Raw genomic sequence first — 17,672 nt, forward strand, 5'->3', positions numbered from 1 at the left:
AGCACAGGCCTTTACCTTTTGGCCTGGTTTTTTGTCGGGCCTTTCCGCTCGTTCGATAATTCTCCTAAGCAGCCTCCACTCCGGGTATCAAGAAGCCTCGCTGATCACGCAATCATCTACATATTTGAAATCCGCACATCTGCACATCATTTTCCGATTACTCCTCTGTCAACCCACCAACATTTTAATCAAATACCTATTTATTAGGCCTTTTATATTACTTAACTTTGCCAGCCATAAAATATACTACTATGCAATATGATGTTATCGTTATAGGTTCGGGTCCGGGTGGTTATGTAGCTGCTATACGTTGCGCCCAGTTAGGGATGAAAACCGCCATTATTGAAAAATATAACACCCTTGGCGGTACTTGCCTTAATGTGGGTTGTATACCATCAAAGGCGCTTTTAGATTCATCTGAACATTACCATAACGCCGCGCATACCTTTACTACGCATGGTATTAAGCTGGATAACCTGGGCATTGATTTTGGCCAGATGATAAAACGTAAACAGGAAGTGGTTGATGCCAATACCAGCGGTATTACCTACCTAATGAAGAAAAATAAGATTGACGTGCACACAGGAGTGGGTTCGTTTAAAGATAAAAATACCATTATTGTTACCAAAGCAGATGGTACTGCTACCGAAATTACTGGTAAAAACGTGATCATTGCTACAGGCTCAAAACCATCGAGCCTGCCATTTTTAAAGATAGATAAGAAACGCATCATCACCAGTACCGAGGCTTTAACCTTAACCGAAATACCTAAACACCTTATATTAATAGGTGGCGGCGTTATTGGTTTGGAGTTAGGATCTGTTTACGCGCGTTTGGGTGCCAAAGTATCGGTAATTGAGTTTATGGATGGCATTATCCCTACTATGGATAAGGGCTTAGGCCGCGAACTGCAAAAGGTGCTGAAAAAATTAGGTATGGAGTTTTACCTGGGCCACAAGGTAACCGGTGCTACAGCTAAAGGTAAAGAAGTGACCGTTACTTTTGATAACCCTAAAGGCGAAAAACAAGAACTTAAAGGCGACTACTGTATGGTAGCCGTTGGCCGTGTAGCCTATACAGATGGTTTAGGCCTTGATAAGATAGGTATTACCGTTGAAGAGCGCGGCCGTAAAATTACGGTTAACGAGCACCTGGAAACCAGCGTTAAAGGCGTTTACGCCATTGGCGATGTGGTAAAAGGCGCCATGCTGGCCCACAAGGCCGAAGACGAAGGCACTTTTGTTGCCGAAGTTATTGCAGGCCAAAAACCGCATATTAACTACAACCTTATACCAGGTGTAGTGTATACCTGGCCCGAAGTTGCTGCCGTTGGTTATACCGAGGAGCAGTTGAAAGAGGCAGGTACCAAATATAAGGTAGGTTCATTCCCTTTTAAAGCCAGCGGACGTGCTCGTGCCAGCGGCGACTTAGACGGCTTTGTGAAAGTTTTAGCCGATGCTACTACCGACGAGATATTAGGTGTGCACATGATAGGCCCGCGTGCGGCAGACATGATAGCCGAGGCGGTGATAGCCATGGAGTTCCGTGCCAGCGCAGAGGATGTAACCCGCGCCAGCCACGCCCACCCAACCTATACCGAGGCAATGCGCGAAGCCTGCTTAGCAGCAACGGAGAATAGGGCGATACATATTTAAGGAGTAGCGGTAGTTAGTTGCAGTAGCAGTTAACTGCCCGTGCTGCAACTAATTATAAATGCGACAAAGAAACTTGAGTTATACTTTTAACTGCAACTGCTACCGCAACTGCCACTAAAATGCAAGCACTGTTAAACACCGGTATCGTAATAGGTACCATCGCACTGATGGAACTAACCTCCTGGGCTATGCATAAGTTTTTGTTCCACGGGCCGTTGTGGTTTATACATAAAACGCACCACCAACAGCGACACGGCTGGTTCGAGCTGAATGACCTGTTCAGCATCGGCTTTGCGGTATTGGCCCTTGGGCTAATGTGGACCGGGCACACCACTTTAGATTATCGCTTTTGGATAGGCACGGGCATCAGTACCTACGGCACCATTTACTTCATCTTTCACGATTGGTTTATACACAACCGCTTTAAGGCCTTTAAAAGCAATAACCGCTACCTTATGGGCATCCGCAGGGCGCATAAAATTCACCATAAATCAACTGAGAAAAATCCCTCGGAAGAGTTTGGGTTGTTGGTGGCTGGTAAGAAATGGTTTAAACAATAACTGCCGATTTCTTCCCCACCTTATATCCTGCTACAGCGTAATAAAGGATAAACAGGTAAATAGGCAGCAATATCCAGTAGCTGGTTTGCGATGCTGCCTCTATCCCGGCCGTTGCTTTTGCATGATCTACCAGTGCACCATATATCGGCGGGAACACTGCCGCGCCGGCAATACCCATTACCAATAACGACGAACCTATCTTGGTGAATCTGCCAAGACCCGATAATGCCAATGGCCATATAGCAGGCCACATTAGCGAGTTGGCCAGGCCTAATAAGGCTATACAGGCTATCGAAGCATATTTTGGGGCAAACAGGGCCACGGTGGTTAATATAGCACCTAACAGTGCCGAATAAACCAATGCCTTTTGTTGTGTAATGTACTTAGGGATAAACAATATGCCTGCTACATAGCCCAGTACCATACAGCCCAATGTACCCGATGCAAAGAATTTTGCGGTTGATAAGGGTATGTGGTGCGCCATTCCGTAGCTGATGATGGAGTCGCCGGCAATTACCTCGGTGCCGACGTAAAGGAACAACGCTATTACACCCAATACTAAATGCGGGAACTGCGTTATGCTTGTTTTGCCCGAATTGGCCAATGCTACGTTCTCATCCTCGTGGTCGGTATCAATTTCGGGCAGGCCCGAAAAGTAGATCAACACCGCCAGTACTACCAATACAATTACTATCAGCACATAAGGAACGATCACCCTTGATGCAAGCTCGTTCAGTTCAACTATCTTTTGGGTGGCATTTAGTTTTGCCAGGTTAGCGGTAAACTCATCTATGTTTTTTAATACAACCGCGCCTAAGGCAATGGGAGCCAGCACACCAGCTGATTTATTAAATATCCCCATAATGCTGATACGCTTTGCTGCGCTTTCTTCGGGGCCTAAAATGGTGATGTAGGGGTTTGATGCTGATTGCAGTACGGCTAAACCACTGCCTTGTACAAACAGGCCTATCAAAAATACAGCATAGGTACGCGTTAACGCCGCAGGTATAAATATTAAGGCGCCAATGGCCATAATAAACAGGCCAACAGCCATTCCGTTTTTAAAGCCAAATATTTTAAGCAGCCAGGCCGATGGTTTGGCCATTAGCAAGTAGGCAATGTAAAAAGCACTCGCAACCAAAAACGATTCGATATTATTCAGCTGGCAGGCAATTTTTAAATAAGGTATCAATACCGAATTAAGCCAGGTTACAAAACCAAATATGAAAAATAAAGCACCTATAATAATAATAGGGTTTAGCCCTGATTTTTTAATTGATGGTGCTGTGGTTGCGACTGCCATAGTTTTTAATTTTTTGTGGTAAGTGTTTGAAGTTCCTAAAATAATTAAAAAAGTTGAAAATTAAGCATCGCAATTAAAGATGCTTTTACAAATTATCATTTTTTAACCTAATTCAATTAAAATTCCGAAATTCGCCGATGTTAATTCGATATTGACCATTCGAACTCCGAAATAAAAACATGCTGCAAATACAGGAAAACGTATCACTTAAAAACTTTAACACTTTTGGTATTGATACCAATGCCCGCTATTTTGCAGAGATAAACCACCCCGAAGAATTGGCTGAACTGTTTGCCGACCCGTTTTGGCTAAGCCGTAAACGGCTGGTATTAGGCGGCGGTAGTAATATGCTAATGGTTAAAGATTTTGATGGCTTGGTAATACGCCTTAATATTAGGGGCATCGAGCACCGTATAAGCCATAGTGATGTTTATGTAGAAGCAGGCGCAGGCGAAGTTTGGAACGATCTGGTTAATTTTTGTGTGGATAGGGAATACGCCGGTATGGAAAACCTGAGTTTGATACCTGGCTCGGTAGGCGCATCGCCTATACAAAATATAGGCGCTTATGGTGTAGAGCTGCAGGATGTGTTTGAAAGCTGCCGCGCATTTGAAATAGCCACCCACCAATTTAAAACATTTACCAAAGCCGATTGCAAATTTGGCTACCGCGAAAGTGTTTTTAAAGCCGACTTGGCCGGGCAGTATATTATCGTATCGGTTAAGTTTCATTTATCGCTGGTGCCGCGTTTAAATTTAAAGTATGGTGCTATAGAGCAGGAGTTGGCCAGCCGGGGCATCACCCAGCCTACTATTAAGGAAGTATCGCAAGTGGTATCACATATCCGGGTATCTAAACTGCCCGATCCGTCTACCATTGGTAATGCCGGTAGTTTTTTTAAAAACCCGGTAATAAGTGCCGAAGAGTTTGCACCCATACAAACTAAATTCCCTGATGTTGTAAACTACCCGGCCGGCAACGCGCAGGTGAAACTGGCCGCCGGATGGCTCATAGAGCAGTGTGGTTGGAAAGGAAAAACCATTGGCAACACCGGCACCTGGAAGAACCAGGCACTGGTGTTAGTTAACCATGGCGGTGCAACGGGCGAAGAAGTGTACAGTCTTTCGTCGCAAATCATAGACAGTGTGTACACTAAATTTGGCGTTACACTACAACGCGAAGTAAATATTATTAATTAAATAATTTAATTAATAATTTAATTTCATAGTCGCCTCGACTACAGTAAGTTAAAACTTTTATCAAGTATAAATAAGGCATAGCCACCGTTGTCAATGTAATTGTGGGTTAAATTGCGCTTAAATAGCTATTATATAGCCATTTAGGTATTTTTATACCTTTTCTGATATTCTTTATTGTTTTAAATGTATTGCAGTGCGGTGTAACTGTTATTGTGGTTTTTATTGTTTTGGTATGCTGTTTGCCTAACTATCAATACAAAACATTAACAGAATGACAAAGATTGAGTTTAACACCCTGGTATTACGTCAAGCAAGTTCATTAAGGTCATACGCCTTACACTTTACCCACGACGCAGACGATGCTAACGACCTTGTTCAGGATACAATGTTGAAAGCCATAACTTACTATAACAAGTTTAAAGAAGGAACAAATTTGAAAGGGTGGTTGTATACCATCATGAAAAATACGTTTATCAACAATTATCGCCGTTTTGTTAAGATGAGCACTTTTGTTACCAAAAGTGATGAGATATCATCTCCTAACCTGGTATTCAGTTCAACAAAAAACCAGGGCGAGGCAAAGTTTGTGATGGATGATATTAAACGTGCTTTAGACAGGCTTCCGGCTGATTACTATGTGCCTTTTACCATGTATTTTGAGGGCCATAAGTACCACGAAATTGCCGACCACTTAACTATACCTATTGGTACTGTTAAAACGCGCATACACGTAGCACGCAAGCTATTGAAGAAAAATTTGAAAGCTTATGATAACGGCATAGCTAAACCTGTATACGCCGAAAACTGATCAAATTAAACTCAACATATATAAATGAAGAAACCCGCTTTTTTTGGCGGGTTTTTTTGTTGGTATATATTATATGGGTTTGGAGGTGACGGCAACGAACATAATAAAGCGTCATTGCGAGGTACGAAGCAATCTCTACACAGGACAAGCCACCCGGCAAACGCTCATGCATAGTCGGGAGATTGCTTCGTACCTCGCAATGACGTGTGGGTAAAAGCAGCACCACGGCTTACAAACCCGCAGTAGCAAAAGCAAATTAGGCTACCCCAACCTGCCTATCACTTTAAACTTCTCAAAAACTGTTTCGGTATGCGGGGCGTCGGGTAGCTCTTCGGTAAGGTCTTGCCCGGCCCAGTGCTCGTAGTGCTTGCCATTGCGCCAAAGGCGGCTTTCGGTAACATCATATATCAGTCCTTTATAAGCTACCCATATCTCGGGTTTATCCTGCCCGTTGCGCAGGGCCAGCTGGCTTTTGGTGTATATAGGCAAATCCATCATGCGGCAAGCTGTTTACGGTTTTTAAAGTATTCAAAAAAACCAATGTTCATCAGCAAAAGGGCCATACTGTAAAAATGATCTTCGAAAGGGATGGTACCCACCCTAAAGCCTAAATTTTGATTGTTGTTGTACAAAACAACCGGTATAGAGGTAAGCAAGCCATTTACAATATAAAAGGGGATAAGCGATACCAGGTAAGCCTTGTAAAAGCCACTGAGCCAATCCGCACGCCATACAAATAACAGCAGTAACAATATTATCGCCAGCAGGGCAAACGTAACGGTGGTATACAGCTTACTGTAATTACCCATCAATATAAACGCCGATGCCAGCACCAACAGGCCGCTGATGCTGCGGGCAACATCGGTGTTTAGCTGCCATTTTATATAATAATTTAAGCAAGCGTAAATAAATATACAGGCAAAGGGCACGGTTAAAAAAAAGAAGATCTCCTCCAACGGCAAGCCAAAAAACTTGATGCCTATAATGTACTTATCATTAAACGACCATACACCGTTTATAGTGAACAGCACGTCCCAAAACAAAAAAATTATACCTGTAATAGCCATGCCCGGCCAAATAAATTTCCAGCTTTTAAAAAATTGCACACGCTTATCAAACGATAACACTACCGGGAAAAATATGGTAAGTATGTTGATGAGCAGGTAGGTGTATTTCACTATAAGGCGGCTAAATGCTGTGTAAGGTTTTGATGCTCGGCAGGGGTACACCGTTTAGATTCGAGCAAAAAGTTAATAATAGTTTTTACCAGCTGGTTATCGGCAGTGGTATAATGTTTCCTGTCTATTTGTTTGATCATTTCGGCTTTATCTGCCGCCAGGTTTTTATTGTAACCCAAAAAGCCAGGCACGTTATGCTCTACCGAAAAGCGCATAAAACGTATCTCGATGTTGTGCGGGTCGGTATCAACTGCCGCGCTAAACGATCTTTCGGAGTCTTTAAGGTACTTAATTTTGTAATAAGGGTTCCAGGTATGCTTGGCCTTTAAAGCCTCGAGCGTGGCTATATAACCCGTAATAAGCGACGAGCGGTTTTTTACAGCACCCAGGCTGTTGTACAACGAGTCGGTAGTTTTGCCGCTTTTAATGGCGCTAACCAACAGTTTGCGTATGGCGGGTATATTTGGTTCGGTATCATCAAACCTCACCCTTGCGTTTGTGTTGGCCACAAACAGTAAAAGCATAAAGGTTAGCAAGTATCTTACTTTAACAAACAGCATCGGCATATTTTGTAATAACCATTTATATCCTATTCAGTTTTTGGTGCAGCATAGCTTTAAAATAAAGCACCAGCTTTTGGGTATCGCTTACGCGCACCCTTTTTTGTATAATAACCGATGGCGGCATCCTGCTTATTTTTTTAAACAGCTGCAGGTAGTATACATAAGCTACATAAACGCCCAGCCTGCTGCCTTTCGGTAAAAGCTTAATGCCTGCCAGGGCATCATCAAACTCCTTTTTAATATCAGCCTCAATAAAACGTTTATCGGCCTCGGTAAACTTAGTAAAATCAACCCCGGGGAAGTACGTGCGCCCCCGGTCTTCATAGTCAGACTTAATATCGCGCAAAAAGTTTATTTTTTGAAATGCCGAACCTAAACTGCGCGCTTTTGGCACCAGTCTGTCAAACAGCGCGGTATCATTGTCGCAAAAAACACGCAGGCACATCAGCCCAATTACTTCGGCCGAGCCATATATATAGGTTTTATAATTGGCGTTATCGTAATCGGTTTTATCCAGGTCCATTTTCATGGAGGTTAAAAAAGCCTCTATCAGCTCTTTATCAATACCGTACTGGTTAACCACCTGCTGAAACGATTGCAAAACAGGGTTTAGGCTGATGCCACGCTCGATAGCTTTAAATGTTTCGGCTTTAAATTCATCTATCAACTCGCGCTGGTTGTAGTCATAAAATGTGTCTACAATTTCATCAGCGTAGCGCACAAAGCCATAAATGGCGTAAATAGGGAAACGCAGGCGCTCATCAAAAGCGCCTATACCCATGCTAAACGATGTACTGTATTTAGTAGTGATCAGTTTACTGCATTCAAAACACGTTTGGTCGAATAGGTTCATTGGCGATAAAAGTACAAAATCAATATCGTATTGTTTTTTACGGAGATGAAAGTATTTGCTTAATTTGGCTGCAAATGGGTACCAAAAAGCATATTGTAGTAATAGGGGCGGGTTTTGCAGGTATGGCATCGGCCTGTGTATTGGCTAAAGAAGGATATAAGGTTACCCTGCTGGAAAAGAATGACCAGCCGGGCGGCCGTGCCCGTGTTTGGGAGAAAGACGGTTTTAAGTTTGATATGGGCCCAAGCTGGTATTGGATGCCCGATGTGTTCGAAAACTTTTTTGCCCTGTTTGGTAAAAAACCGGCTGATTTTTACGAGCTAAAACGCCTTGACCCCGGTTACCGTGTGTACTATGGTAAAGATGATGGACTGGATGTACCTGCCGATATGGCCCAATTAGAGCAGCTTTTTGACGAGATAGAACCCGGTAGCAGTAAAGGGCTCCGCACATTTTTAGACCAGGCCGCTTATAAATATAAAGTAGGCATGGGCGAGTATGTTTTTCGCCCCTCACATTCTATCACCGAGTTTATTGACCTTAACCTGATACGCAAAAGCGTGAGTATGCAATTGCTTACCAGCATGAGCAGCCATGTGCGCAAGTACTTTAAAAATCCTAAGCTGATCAAGCTGCTGGAGTTCCCGGTGTTGTTTTTGGGCGCTACACCTAAAGATACCCCGGCCATGTACAGCATGATGAACTACGCCGACCTGGCCTTGGGCACCTGGTACCCGTTGGGCGGCATGAACGAGATTGTAAAGGCCATGGTGAGCATAGCCGAAAGTTACGGAGTTGAGATAAAACTGAATACAGAAGTAAGCAAAATTGAGGTAGCAAATAAGCAGGTAAGCAACGTGCAAACCAATAACGGCAGTTTCGCGGCCGACTTTGTAATATCCGGCGCAGATTACGAACATACCGACCAGTATCTTTTAAGCAAACCTGATAGGAATTATACAGAGAAGTATTGGGACACGCGTACCATGTCGCCATCCAGCCTGTTGTTTTATATAGGCACCAACAAAAAAATAGAGGGCATACAGCACCATAACCTGTTTTTTGATGAGGATTTTGAGCTGCACGCTAAAGAGATATATAAAGACCCGCAGTGGCCTACTAAGCCGCTGTTTTATGTTTGCTGTACCTCTAAAACCGATGCGGAGGCTGCACCTGAGGGTGGCGAAAACATATTCTTTTTAATGCCGATAGCACCCAACCTTCCTGATAGCGACGCCACCCGCGAGCACTATTTTGATATGATGGTAGATAGGTTTGAGCATATTACCGGCCAGAGCCTAAGGGATAGCATTGTAGTAAAACGCAGCTACGCGCTGGATGATTTTAAAGCCGATTACCACTCGTTTAAAGGCAATGCCTATGGGTTGGCCAATACGCTGGCGCAGACCGCGTTTTTTAAACCCGCCATGCGTGCCAAACACATTAAAAACCTGTTGCACACCGGCCAGTTAACCGTGCCTGGTCCGGGTGTACCCCCGGCCTTAATATCCGGCCAGATAGCCGCTATCGAGGCAATGAAAATTTTGGAGAAGGAAGATTAAATTATTTTTTAGACAATCCCCAAACGCAGTTGCAAAAACGAATGCTTGGAATAACCAAAAATTATTATATATTAGTTACACACACCAAACGAATTAAAACGAAAAATCCGCAAAAAAAACGAAAAAAATGGAATCGTTTAAGTATAGGTGTGGAAAATAAACGAAGGCAATTTAACCCGATTAGTTTATTTACACCAGGTATTCAAACAGGGTAGCGTCCTTGTTTATCTCTATAACCTCAAAGCGGTGTGCCTCCATTCGCTGTAAAAGGGCAGGGTAGTCTTCGGCATTTTTCAGCTCGATACCTACCAATGCAGGGCCGTTCTCTTTAGCCGTTTTCTTGATAAATTCAAAGCGGGTAATGTCATCACCAGGCCCTAAAACGTTGTTAACAAACAACTTAAGTGCGCCCGGCCGTTGCGGAAAACGGACGATAAAGTAATGTTTTAAACCCTCATACAGCAACGATTTCTCCTTGATCTCCTGCATGCGGTCGATATCGTTATTCCCTCCGCTTATCACACAAACTACCTTTTTGCCCTTAATTTGCTCGCGACAGGCATCCAGCGCGGTAACAGACAGTGCGCCGGCAGGTTCAACTACAATGGCATCCTCGTTATATAGCTTTAATATGGTGGTACATACCTTACCCTCGGGTACGGTAAGCATATCGTCAAGTGCCTCTTTACAAAGCAGATAGGTTTTTTCGCCGACACGTTTTACGGCGGCACCATCCACAAAACGGTCAATTTGCCCCAAGGTTACCGGGTGGCCCTCTTTAAGCGCAGTAAGCATAGATGGGGCACCATCCGGCTCCACGCCTATCAGCAGTATAGTAGGGTTCTGCTGTTTTAAATAAGTACCTGTACCGGCAGATAATCCGCCGCCACCAACAGGCATTATTACCACCTCTGTGTCGGGGAGGTCTTTCAGTATCTCAACGCCCACAGTGCCCTGTCCCTCAATTACTTGCTCATTATCAAACGGTGGGATAAAGGTCATGCCATTAGCCTCGGTATATATCAAAGCTTCGCGCAGGCAATCATCAAAAGTATCGCCTGTTAACACCAATTCAACGTTACCGTTGCCAAACATTTCGGTTTGTTTAACTTTTTGTTTGGGCGTTATTTCGGGCATAAAAATTACGCCTTTAGTACCCAGTTTTTTGCATGAAAAAGCCACACCTTGCGCATGGTTACCTGCGCTGGCACAAACTACACCACGGCTTAATTGCGCTGTGCTTAAGCGACTTATCATGTTATAGGCGCCCCTTAGCTTGTAAGAGCGCACTATCTGCATGTCTTCGCGTTTAAGGTATATCTCGCATTCGTACTTTTCAGACAGGCGGGCGTTGTACTCCAAAGGCGTATGCCTTACTACATCTTTTAACCTGTTATAAGCAGATTCAAAATCTAACCGGCTTTGCGTTGCTGTGTCCATTATCTAATTTTTTACCAGCTTATGCGCCATAAGGCCCTGCAGGTCATCATCGTTTATATCAAGCTTATTATCTGCTAACGTTAAAAAGCGCTGATATACTTCGTAAAGTTCGTCTTTATCTAATTTATGGCCAAGTCGCTCTAAATGAAACTTAAGCGCATGCCTGCCGCTACGCGCAGTAAGCACAATACTGGCACTCGGGAAACCCACATCTTCCGGGCGAATGATCTCGTAGTTCTCGCGGTTCTTTAAAAAGCCATCCTGGTGAATACCAGAGCTATGTGCAAACGCGTTACTGCCCACAATGGCTTTATTAGCCTGCACAGGCATGCGCATCTGGCTGCTTATCATGCGGCTCATTTCATAGAAATTCTTGCTGTTGATTTGGGTATATAAACCAAGTACCTGGTGGGTTTTTAATATCATCACCACCTCTTCAATAGATGTATTACCCGCACGTTCGCCAATACCGTTAATAGTGCCTTCTATCTGCCTTGCACCGTTTTGTAAACCTGCAATAGAGTTAGCTGTAGCCAAACCTAAGTCGTTGTGGCAGTGTACAGATATGATGGCTTTATCGATATTCTTTACGTTTTCCTTCAGGAATTTTATCTTGCTGCCATATTGGTCGGGCAGGCAATAGCCGTTTGTATCAGGTATGTTTACTACCGTAGCACCTGCAGCTATAACAGCCTCAACCATTTGCGCTAAAAAAACAATATCCGCACGGCCGGCATCCTCAGCATAAAACTCAATATCCTCTACCGATTTTTTGGCATAGGCAACTGCATCAACCGCACGCTGCAATATCTCTTCGCGGGTGCTGTTAAACTTTAATTTGATGTGTGTATCTGATGCACCAATGCCTGTGTGTATACGGGGGCGCTTAGCGTATTGTAACGATTCTACCGCTACATCAATATCGTTTTTGTTGGCACGGGTAAGCGCGCAAACAATGGGCTCTTTTACCGCTTTTGATATCTCTACAACGCTGTTAAAGTCGCCCGGACTTGATACCGGGAACCCGGCTTCTATAATATCCACGCCCAGCGTTTCCAGCTCGCGGGCTATCTCTATCTTTTCAGGGGTTGTCAGCTGGCATCCCGGTACCTGTTCGCCATCGCGAAGCGTGGTATCAAAAACATAAACGCGGTTTGGGTCGTGTAACATAATCTTTCCTTTTTATTTATTTAGTGCTGTTTATAGCAATTACTGCTATTATATTTCTTTTATCGCTGTAAATCTTAATCGCTTATAATCGGCATACCATTCGCCGTTGTTGTTGTAATCCGGCTCTAATAGCTGGCTTATCTCGTTTAATATCATATCTAATTTATCTGCAGGTACTTCTGCAAAAAACGATGGGCCAAACATTTTAAGCCATTTAGTGACACCGTCCTGCCCATCCTGTAACAAAGTGGGGCGGTCAAAATGAGCTGTAAAGGTTACTCTGAATCCCTGTGCCTCCAGCTTTGTAGCGTATCCGGCTGTTGAAGGGAAATACCACGGATTTGCAGCATCTACGTTATTGTAACCATATTTTTCTAACACGGCCCTTGTAGCTGCAATCATTTGATCCATATTGCCTTTGCCACCCATTTCGGCTACAAAGCGGCCACCGGGTTTAAGGGCGTTATACACGCATTTTATGCAGGCATCAGCATCTTTTATCCAATGTAGCGTGGCGTTGCTAAACACGGCGTCAAACTTTTGGTCGAAGTGGAAATCGGCACCATTCGCCACAAAAAAATCTACATCGGGGTAGGTTTCATGTGCCTTTGTTACCATCTCCGGCGATGCATCAATACCGGTAACAATACCGCCTTGTTGCTGTATCTGGCTGGTTAAGTAACCTGTGCCACAGCCAAGGTCAAGGATACGCTCGCCTGCTTTGGCGTTTAATAATTCCAATACATTCTCTCCGTATTGAAATACGAAGGAGTGTTTATCATCATATAATTCGGCGTTCCATTTCATATTACATTGTATTTTTTAACATATATGGCGGCATATATAATTGCTACCAATATAAATAGCACATTAGGTAACGATTGTATCTGAAAGATGCTATCAAGTGTTAATGTAGCAGCTAATACTATGCAGCTTAATAAAGCCAACACCATCAGCATAATATAATTAAACCTGTATCGGTGCTTTATTGCGGCCAAAACGCCTATAATTTGCAGACCCAGTATGGCAAATAAAAAGCTGTTTTCTTTATATCCGTTGCTAAAAGTATCACCTAATAATTGCCCTTCAAGGCGAATAAAAGATTTAACCTCGCGCCCTGTTTTTAACACGCAAAACAGAAACAATATTAAAGCGAGGATCTTTAAAACTCTCATTAGCCTAAGTTATAAATTAAGCACGCAAATAAGCCAATACTTTTTGCCCCATAGCCTTTGTGCCTAAAATCTTTCCTTTATCGGTATTTGCATCTGCAATATCACCTGTGCGGTAACCATCTTTAAGGGTTTTATCAATTGCCGATGTTATTTTTTTTGCTTCCTCTTTTAATCCAAAGCTTATCTCGAGCATTAATGCTACTGATAGGATGGAAGCCAGCGGATTGGCTTTATCCTGTCCTGCAATATCATGTGCCGAACCATGTATAGGTTCAAAGAAACCTGTACCATCACCTATTGATGCCGAGGCCAGCATGCCCATTGATCCTGCTATTTGCGATGCCTCATCAGTTAAAATGTCGCCAAAAAGATTAGCTGTTAGTACAACATCAAACTTTTTAGGGTTTTTAACTAATTGCATAGCAGCGTTATCAATAAACATGTGCTCTGTTTCTACATCAGGATATTGTTTAGCTATCTCCTGAACGACCTCGCGCCATAAGCGCGATGCCTCTAATACATTAGCCTTATCAACCGAGCATAACCTTTTGCCACGAACACGTGCAGCTTCATAAGCCTTTTTAGCAATACGTTCTACTTCGTAACGATGATAGATCATTAGATCGGATGCGGTATTACGATCTTCGCTGCGTTTTTTCTCGCCGAAGTATACATCACCGGTCAGTTCGCGAAAGAAAAGGATATCTGTACCCTTTAATATCTCAGGCTTTAGGCTTGATGCATCTAAAAGCTCGTCGAAAAGCATAATGGGGCGCAGGTTGGCATATAGGCCAAGCTCTTTGCGTATTTTTAGTAATCCCTGCTCGGGCCTAACCTTGGCAGACGGATCGTTATCGTATTTAATATGCCCGATGGCGCCAAATAAAATAGCATCACTTGTTTTTGCTTTAGCCAGTGTTTCGTCAGGTAAAGGTTCACCAGTGGCCTCAATTCCGGCATGGCCCATCAGGGCTTCATCAAAAGTGAATTCATGGCCGAAATCTTGCCCTATTGCCTCTAATACAGCTTTACCCCAGGTTGTTACCTCGGGGCCAATACCATCGCCGGGTATTACTAATATGTGTTTTTTAATTCCCATTATGTTTATTTGTTAGTCCCGCGCACTTCTTTTAGTTTCATTATCATCAGTTGCGCGTCGCTTTCAATCCATTTATTATAATCTTCAATTGCCTGTAAACGATCGGTGTCATCAATGTAACCTTCCTCAACCATCTGGGTTGATTTAGCTACCGACGACCAAATGCCTATCTTCTTTAAAAAGTTCGGCTCGCCTTTTTTGTATAACTCGTTAGCTTCCAGCACTTCTACATCACTTAAGCCTGCTTCATTAAATAGCGGCCCTAATTCGTCAGCCATTTGGTTGCTCATACCCGCATCACTTCGCCACCTTAAAAAGGTTGCGTAAAAACGACTCATGCTTACTGGCGGTTGTGGCTGCCATTCTAAGGTTTCGTGGTTATAATCTAAAACAGATAATATGCCACCCGGCTTTAACATGCTTTTAAGCTTAATTATAGCCTTTAACGGGTTGTTTAGCCATTGTAAAACCCTTGCGGCTACAATCAGATCAAATTTTTCTTGCGGCTCATAGGCAAACAAGTCGGTATGTATCAGGTAAAGGTTCTTAACATCGGCATAGGTGCTTTTCCCACTTTCAATAAAATATGCCGTATTATCAATACCTGTAACATGCCCGGCCGAGCCTAACTTTAGTGCTATTCCTTTTGAGATAGCGCCTGTGCCGCAGCCAACATCTAACACACGCCAACCTTGTTTTAAAAGAGGGGGCAGGGTAGCATAGTCAGCTTCAAGGCTGCGTTCGTCAAATAATTTAGCAGTACCTTCGCCTTCTCTTTTAATTTCTTTATTCACGTTATTTGGCCTCAAATTCCTCTATCAACTCTTTTTTACTCAATATATAGTCGATATCATCATAACCATTTGTCATACAAGCTTTTTTGTAAGGATTTACCTCAAAGCTTTCCTGCTCGCCTGTAGCTACGATTTTAATGAACTGGTCTACCAGGTCAATCTCTATCACAGCATTTGGATCCGCGAAAACTGCGTCAAATAGCTTTTTCAAAAAGTCTTCGCTTACCTGTACCGGTAATAAGCCATTGTTTAAGGCATTGCCTTTAAAAATATCGGCAAAAAAGCTGCTTACTACAGCATCAAAGCCATAATCGGCAAGGGCCCAGGCGGCATGTTCGCGACTGCTGCCACAACCAAAGTTTTTACCCGCAACCAGTATTTTACCGCTGAAAGTTGGGTCGTTAAGTACAAAATCCTGTTTAGGGTTGCCTTCGTTATCAAAACGCCAATCGCGAAACAGGTTATTGCCAAAACCCTCGCGGGTGGTGGCCTTTAAAAAACGAGCAGGGATGATCTGGTCCGTATCGATGTTCTCGATAGGTAAAGGCACCACGCTGGTTTGTATATGTTTAAAAATTTTAGTTGCCATAATTTACACTTTCGTAATGTTCAACAGTGGGGAATGGGTTGTAAAAATGATGTAACAACGCTTTCCATTCCTGATATTCTTTAGATTGCCTGAAGCCTACTGTATGATCTGTAAGTTTCTGCCATTCAACCAGTAGTATAAAACGGCTTGCATTCTCTAAGCATCTTTTTAATTGATGCGATGCATAGCCCGCCATACTTGATATGATAGGCTGGGCTTGCTCAAATGCTTTCAAAAAGTCATCCTCAAGGCCCGGAATCACATTTAGTATGGCTACTTCTAATATCATTAGCTTACCAATTACTCCTCGGCTAAAAACGTTCTTATATCGGTAACAACACCTGTAACAGCCGAAGCTGCTGCCGTTAACGGACTTGCCAAAAAAGTGCGGCTATTTGGCCCCTGGCGTCCCTCAAAATTGCGGTTTGAGGTAGATACGCAGTATTTTCCGGCAGGTATTTTATCTTCATTCATACCCAGGCATGCGCTGCATCCCGGTTCGCGTAATGGGAAACCCGCCGCGTCAAATATCTTATCTAAACCTTCGCGGATGGCTTGTTCTTGTACTTGTTTTGAGCCTGGTACTACCCAAACGGTAACATTATCGGCCTTATGCTTGCCTTTTACAAATTGGGCAACTTCGCGCAGGTCTTCTATACGGCTATTGGTACAGCTGCCAATGAATACATAATCAATAGGTTTGCCCAACAATTGCTCGTCATCCTGTAGCCCCATATAATCAAGGGCTTTTTTGTACGATCCTTGCTCTTTTTGCTCAAACGACGCAGTTTTTGGAACATGCTGTGTAACACCAATGCCCATTCCGGGGTTTGTCCCGTAGGTTATCATCGGCTCAATATCTTCGGCTTTAAAGCTTAAAACACTGTCGAAACTTGCATCTTCATCAGAATACAGTGTTTGCCAGTAAGCTACCGCTTTGTCCCATTCTTCGCCTTTAGGGGCAAACTCGCGGCCTTTTACGTAGTTTATAGTGGTTTCATCAGGTGCAATTAATCCGCAACGCGCACCCATTTCAATGCTCATGTTACAAATGGTCATGCGGCCCTCCATGCTTAACGAGCGGATGGTATTGCCGGCATATTCTACAGCGTACCCGGTACCACCAGCGGCTGATATTTGCGATATGATGTAAAGGATGATGTCCTTTGCACCAACGCCTTTTTGCAATTTGCCATTTACTTCAATCTTCATCCTTTTGGGGCGCGATTGTAGTAAACATTGTGTAGCCATTACCTGCTCTACTTGTGATGTGCCTATACCGAACGCTATGGCACCAAAGGCGCCGTGTGTTGAAGTATGGCTATCGCCGCACACATAAGTGCCACCGGGGCGTGTAATGCCTAATTCGGGCCCTATAACGTGTACAATACCCTGGAATGGATGCCCTAAGCCATAAAGCTCGATGCCGAACTCTGCACAGTTTTTGGTGAGCATATCAACCTGGTAGCGGGAAAGTTCTTCTTTAATGGGAAGGTGCTGGTCCCAGGTGGGGACGTTGTGATCGGCCGTGGCAACGGTTTGTTTTGGCCTGAAAACCGGTAACCCTCTGGCGCGCAAGCCATCAAATGCCTGCGGACTGGTTACCTCGTGTATAAAATGCGTATCGATGTATAAAATATCAGGAAAACCCTCGTTGCTACTGACGACGTGTGCATCCCAAATCTTGTCGAATAATGTCTGTCCCATTGTATTTTTATTAGTAA

The 17,672-nt window shown here is 43.5% G+C and carries 19 protein-coding genes; 5 read left to right on the top strand and 14 right to left on the bottom strand.

Annotation, left to right across the window (positions count from 1 at the left end; translation table 11 throughout):
- The first annotated feature begins 251 nt into the window (after positions 1 to 251).
- Positions 252 to 1,655 (top strand): dihydrolipoyl dehydrogenase, encoded by a 1,404-nt coding sequence (gene lpdA, locus FFF34_000005; GenBank protein ID TSD65820.1) that lies wholly within the window; start codon positions 252 to 254, stop codon positions 1,653 to 1,655.
- Between the two features lie 119 nt (positions 1,656 to 1,774).
- Entirely contained in the window at positions 1,775 to 2,215 is a 441-nt protein-coding gene (locus FFF34_000010; protein ID TSD65821.1) for a fatty acid hydroxylase, read from the top strand.
- Here the strand turns inward: FFF34_000010 and FFF34_000015 are convergent.
- Positions 2,205 to 3,518 (bottom strand): sugar MFS transporter, encoded by a 1,314-nt coding sequence (locus FFF34_000015; GenBank protein TSD65822.1) that lies wholly within the window; start codon positions 3,516 to 3,518, stop codon positions 2,205 to 2,207. The genes FFF34_000010 and FFF34_000015 overlap by 11 nt on opposite strands.
- 179 nt (positions 3,519 to 3,697) lie before the next feature.
- Between FFF34_000015 and murB the strand changes: the two genes are divergently transcribed.
- On the top strand, positions 3,698 to 4,717 hold the full coding sequence (murB, locus tag FFF34_000020) for a UDP-N-acetylmuramate dehydrogenase (protein ID TSD65823.1): 1,020 nt from the start codon (positions 3,698 to 3,700) through the stop codon (positions 4,715 to 4,717).
- Positions 4,718 to 4,988: 271 nt separating this feature from the next.
- A complete protein-coding gene (locus tag FFF34_000025; protein TSD65824.1) occupies positions 4,989 to 5,525 on the top strand; it encodes a sigma-70 family RNA polymerase sigma factor in 537 nt (178 codons plus the stop codon).
- Positions 5,526 to 5,786: 261 nt separating this feature from the next.
- Here FFF34_000025 and FFF34_000030 read toward each other — a convergent pair whose 3' ends face one another.
- Genes FFF34_000030 through FFF34_000045 form a run of 4 tightly spaced genes read right to left on the bottom strand, consistent with a single transcriptional unit; the run spans position 5,787 to position 8,119 of the window.
- Positions 5,787 to 6,023 carry a cytochrome b5 gene (locus FFF34_000030; protein TSD65825.1) on the bottom strand — a complete coding sequence of 79 codons (237 nt, stop codon included), beginning with the start codon at positions 6,021 to 6,023 and terminating at the stop codon, positions 5,787 to 5,789.
- Positions 6,020 to 6,703: a lycopene cyclase domain-containing protein gene (locus FFF34_000035; protein TSD65826.1), complete on the bottom strand. Its 684-nt coding sequence runs from the start codon at positions 6,701 to 6,703 to the stop codon at positions 6,020 to 6,022. Before FFF34_000035 ends, FFF34_000030 begins: the two co-directional genes overlap by 4 nt.
- Positions 6,703 to 7,227: a hypothetical protein gene (locus tag FFF34_000040; protein ID TSD65827.1), complete on the bottom strand. Its 525-nt coding sequence runs from the start codon at positions 7,225 to 7,227 to the stop codon at positions 6,703 to 6,705. Before FFF34_000040 ends, FFF34_000035 begins: the two co-directional genes overlap by 1 nt.
- Positions 7,228 to 7,285: 58 nt before the next feature.
- Complete coding sequence (locus tag FFF34_000045; protein TSD65828.1) at positions 7,286 to 8,119, bottom strand: phytoene/squalene synthase family protein; 834 nt, start codon at positions 8,117 to 8,119, stop codon at positions 7,286 to 7,288.
- Positions 8,120 to 8,193: 74 nt separating this feature from the next.
- Here FFF34_000045 and crtI point away from each other — a divergent pair, with 74 nt between their 5' ends.
- Positions 8,194 to 9,681, top strand: coding sequence for a phytoene desaturase (crtI, locus tag FFF34_000050; protein ID TSD65829.1), 1,488 nt, complete (start codon positions 8,194 to 8,196; stop codon positions 9,679 to 9,681).
- A gap of 189 nt (positions 9,682 to 9,870) precedes the next feature.
- On the opposite strand, the gene ilvA is transcribed toward crtI, so the two are convergent.
- From ilvA to leuC, 9 genes are read right to left on the bottom strand one after another with little or no spacing between them, the layout of a single operon-like run.
- The gene (gene ilvA, locus FFF34_000055; protein TSD65830.1) at positions 9,871 to 11,121 is read right to left on the bottom strand and encodes a threonine ammonia-lyase IlvA; all 1,251 of its coding nucleotides are present in this window, start codon (positions 11,119 to 11,121) and stop codon (positions 9,871 to 9,873) included.
- Positions 11,122 to 11,124: 3 nt separating this feature from the next.
- On the bottom strand, positions 11,125 to 12,291 hold the full coding sequence (locus FFF34_000060) for a 2-isopropylmalate synthase (protein ID TSD65831.1): 1,167 nt from the start codon (positions 12,289 to 12,291) through the stop codon (positions 11,125 to 11,127).
- A gap of 48 nt (positions 12,292 to 12,339) precedes the next feature.
- Positions 12,340 to 13,098: a methyltransferase domain-containing protein gene (locus FFF34_000065; GenBank protein ID TSD65832.1), complete on the bottom strand. Its 759-nt coding sequence runs from the start codon at positions 13,096 to 13,098 to the stop codon at positions 12,340 to 12,342.
- Positions 13,095 to 13,466 carry a hypothetical protein gene (locus FFF34_000070; protein TSD65833.1) on the bottom strand — a complete coding sequence of 124 codons (372 nt, stop codon included), beginning with the start codon at positions 13,464 to 13,466 and terminating at the stop codon, positions 13,095 to 13,097. Before FFF34_000070 ends, FFF34_000065 begins: the two co-directional genes overlap by 4 nt.
- A 16-nt stretch (positions 13,467 to 13,482) precedes the next feature.
- Positions 13,483 to 14,559 carry a 3-isopropylmalate dehydrogenase gene (gene leuB / locus FFF34_000075; GenBank protein TSD67921.1) on the bottom strand — a complete coding sequence of 359 codons (1,077 nt, stop codon included), beginning with the start codon at positions 14,557 to 14,559 and terminating at the stop codon, positions 13,483 to 13,485.
- A gap of 11 nt (positions 14,560 to 14,570) precedes the next feature.
- Positions 14,571 to 15,359 (bottom strand): methyltransferase domain-containing protein, encoded by a 789-nt coding sequence (locus FFF34_000080; GenBank protein ID TSD65834.1) that lies wholly within the window; start codon positions 15,357 to 15,359, stop codon positions 14,571 to 14,573.
- A 1-nt stretch (position 15,360) separates the two neighbouring features.
- On the bottom strand, positions 15,361 to 15,948 hold the full coding sequence (gene leuD, locus FFF34_000085) for a 3-isopropylmalate dehydratase small subunit (protein TSD65835.1): 588 nt from the start codon (positions 15,946 to 15,948) through the stop codon (positions 15,361 to 15,363).
- Positions 15,938 to 16,237: an antibiotic biosynthesis monooxygenase gene (locus tag FFF34_000090; GenBank protein TSD65836.1), complete on the bottom strand. Its 300-nt coding sequence runs from the start codon at positions 16,235 to 16,237 to the stop codon at positions 15,938 to 15,940. The genes leuD and FFF34_000090 overlap by 11 nt, the downstream gene beginning before the upstream one ends.
- An 11-nt stretch (positions 16,238 to 16,248) precedes the next feature.
- On the bottom strand, positions 16,249 to 17,655 hold the full coding sequence (gene leuC / locus FFF34_000095; protein ID TSD65837.1) for a 3-isopropylmalate dehydratase large subunit: 1,407 nt from the start codon (positions 17,653 to 17,655) through the stop codon (positions 16,249 to 16,251).
- Between the last annotated feature and the right edge of the window lie 17 nt (positions 17,656 to 17,672).

Source organism: Inquilinus sp. KBS0705 (genome assembly GCA_005938025.2).
Lineage (GTDB): Bacteria > Bacteroidota > Bacteroidia > Sphingobacteriales > Sphingobacteriaceae > Mucilaginibacter.

What these genes read in the sequence shown, in the direction of transcription:
- lpdA (TSD65820.1), top strand. Translation starts at nt 252, where the DNA reads ATGCAATATGATGTTATCGTTATAGGTTCGGGTCCGGGTGGTTATGTA.
- FFF34_000010 (TSD65821.1), top strand. Translation starts at nt 1,775, where the DNA reads ATGCAAGCACTGTTAAACACCGGTATCGTAATAGGTACCATCGCACTG.
- FFF34_000015 (TSD65822.1), bottom strand. Translation starts at nt 3,518, where the DNA reads ATGGCAGTCGCAACCACAGCACCATCAATTAAAAAATCAGGGCTAAAC.
- murB (TSD65823.1), top strand. Translation starts at nt 3,698, where the DNA reads ATGCTGCAAATACAGGAAAACGTATCACTTAAAAACTTTAACACTTTT.
- FFF34_000025 (TSD65824.1), top strand. Translation starts at nt 4,989, where the DNA reads ATGACAAAGATTGAGTTTAACACCCTGGTATTACGTCAAGCAAGTTCA.
- FFF34_000030 (TSD65825.1), bottom strand. Translation starts at nt 6,023, where the DNA reads ATGATGGATTTGCCTATATACACCAAAAGCCAGCTGGCCCTGCGCAAC.
- FFF34_000040 (TSD65827.1), bottom strand. Translation starts at nt 7,227, where the DNA reads ATGCTTTTACTGTTTGTGGCCAACACAAACGCAAGGGTGAGGTTTGAT.
- FFF34_000045 (TSD65828.1), bottom strand. Translation starts at nt 8,119, where the DNA reads ATGAACCTATTCGACCAAACGTGTTTTGAATGCAGTAAACTGATCACT.
- crtI (TSD65829.1), top strand. Translation starts at nt 8,194, where the DNA reads ATGGGTACCAAAAAGCATATTGTAGTAATAGGGGCGGGTTTTGCAGGT.
- ilvA (TSD65830.1), bottom strand. Translation starts at nt 11,121, where the DNA reads ATGGACACAGCAACGCAAAGCCGGTTAGATTTTGAATCTGCTTATAAC.
- FFF34_000060 (TSD65831.1), bottom strand. Translation starts at nt 12,291, where the DNA reads ATGTTACACGACCCAAACCGCGTTTATGTTTTTGATACCACGCTTCGC.
- FFF34_000065 (TSD65832.1), bottom strand. Translation starts at nt 13,098, where the DNA reads ATGAAATGGAACGCCGAATTATATGATGATAAACACTCCTTCGTATTT.
- FFF34_000070 (TSD65833.1), bottom strand. Translation starts at nt 13,466, where the DNA reads ATGAGAGTTTTAAAGATCCTCGCTTTAATATTGTTTCTGTTTTGCGTG.
- leuD (TSD65835.1), bottom strand. Translation starts at nt 15,948, where the DNA reads ATGGCAACTAAAATTTTTAAACATATACAAACCAGCGTGGTGCCTTTA.
- FFF34_000090 (TSD65836.1), bottom strand. Translation starts at nt 16,237, where the DNA reads ATGATATTAGAAGTAGCCATACTAAATGTGATTCCGGGCCTTGAGGAT.
- leuC (TSD65837.1), bottom strand. Translation starts at nt 17,655, where the DNA reads ATGGGACAGACATTATTCGACAAGATTTGGGATGCACACGTCGTCAGT.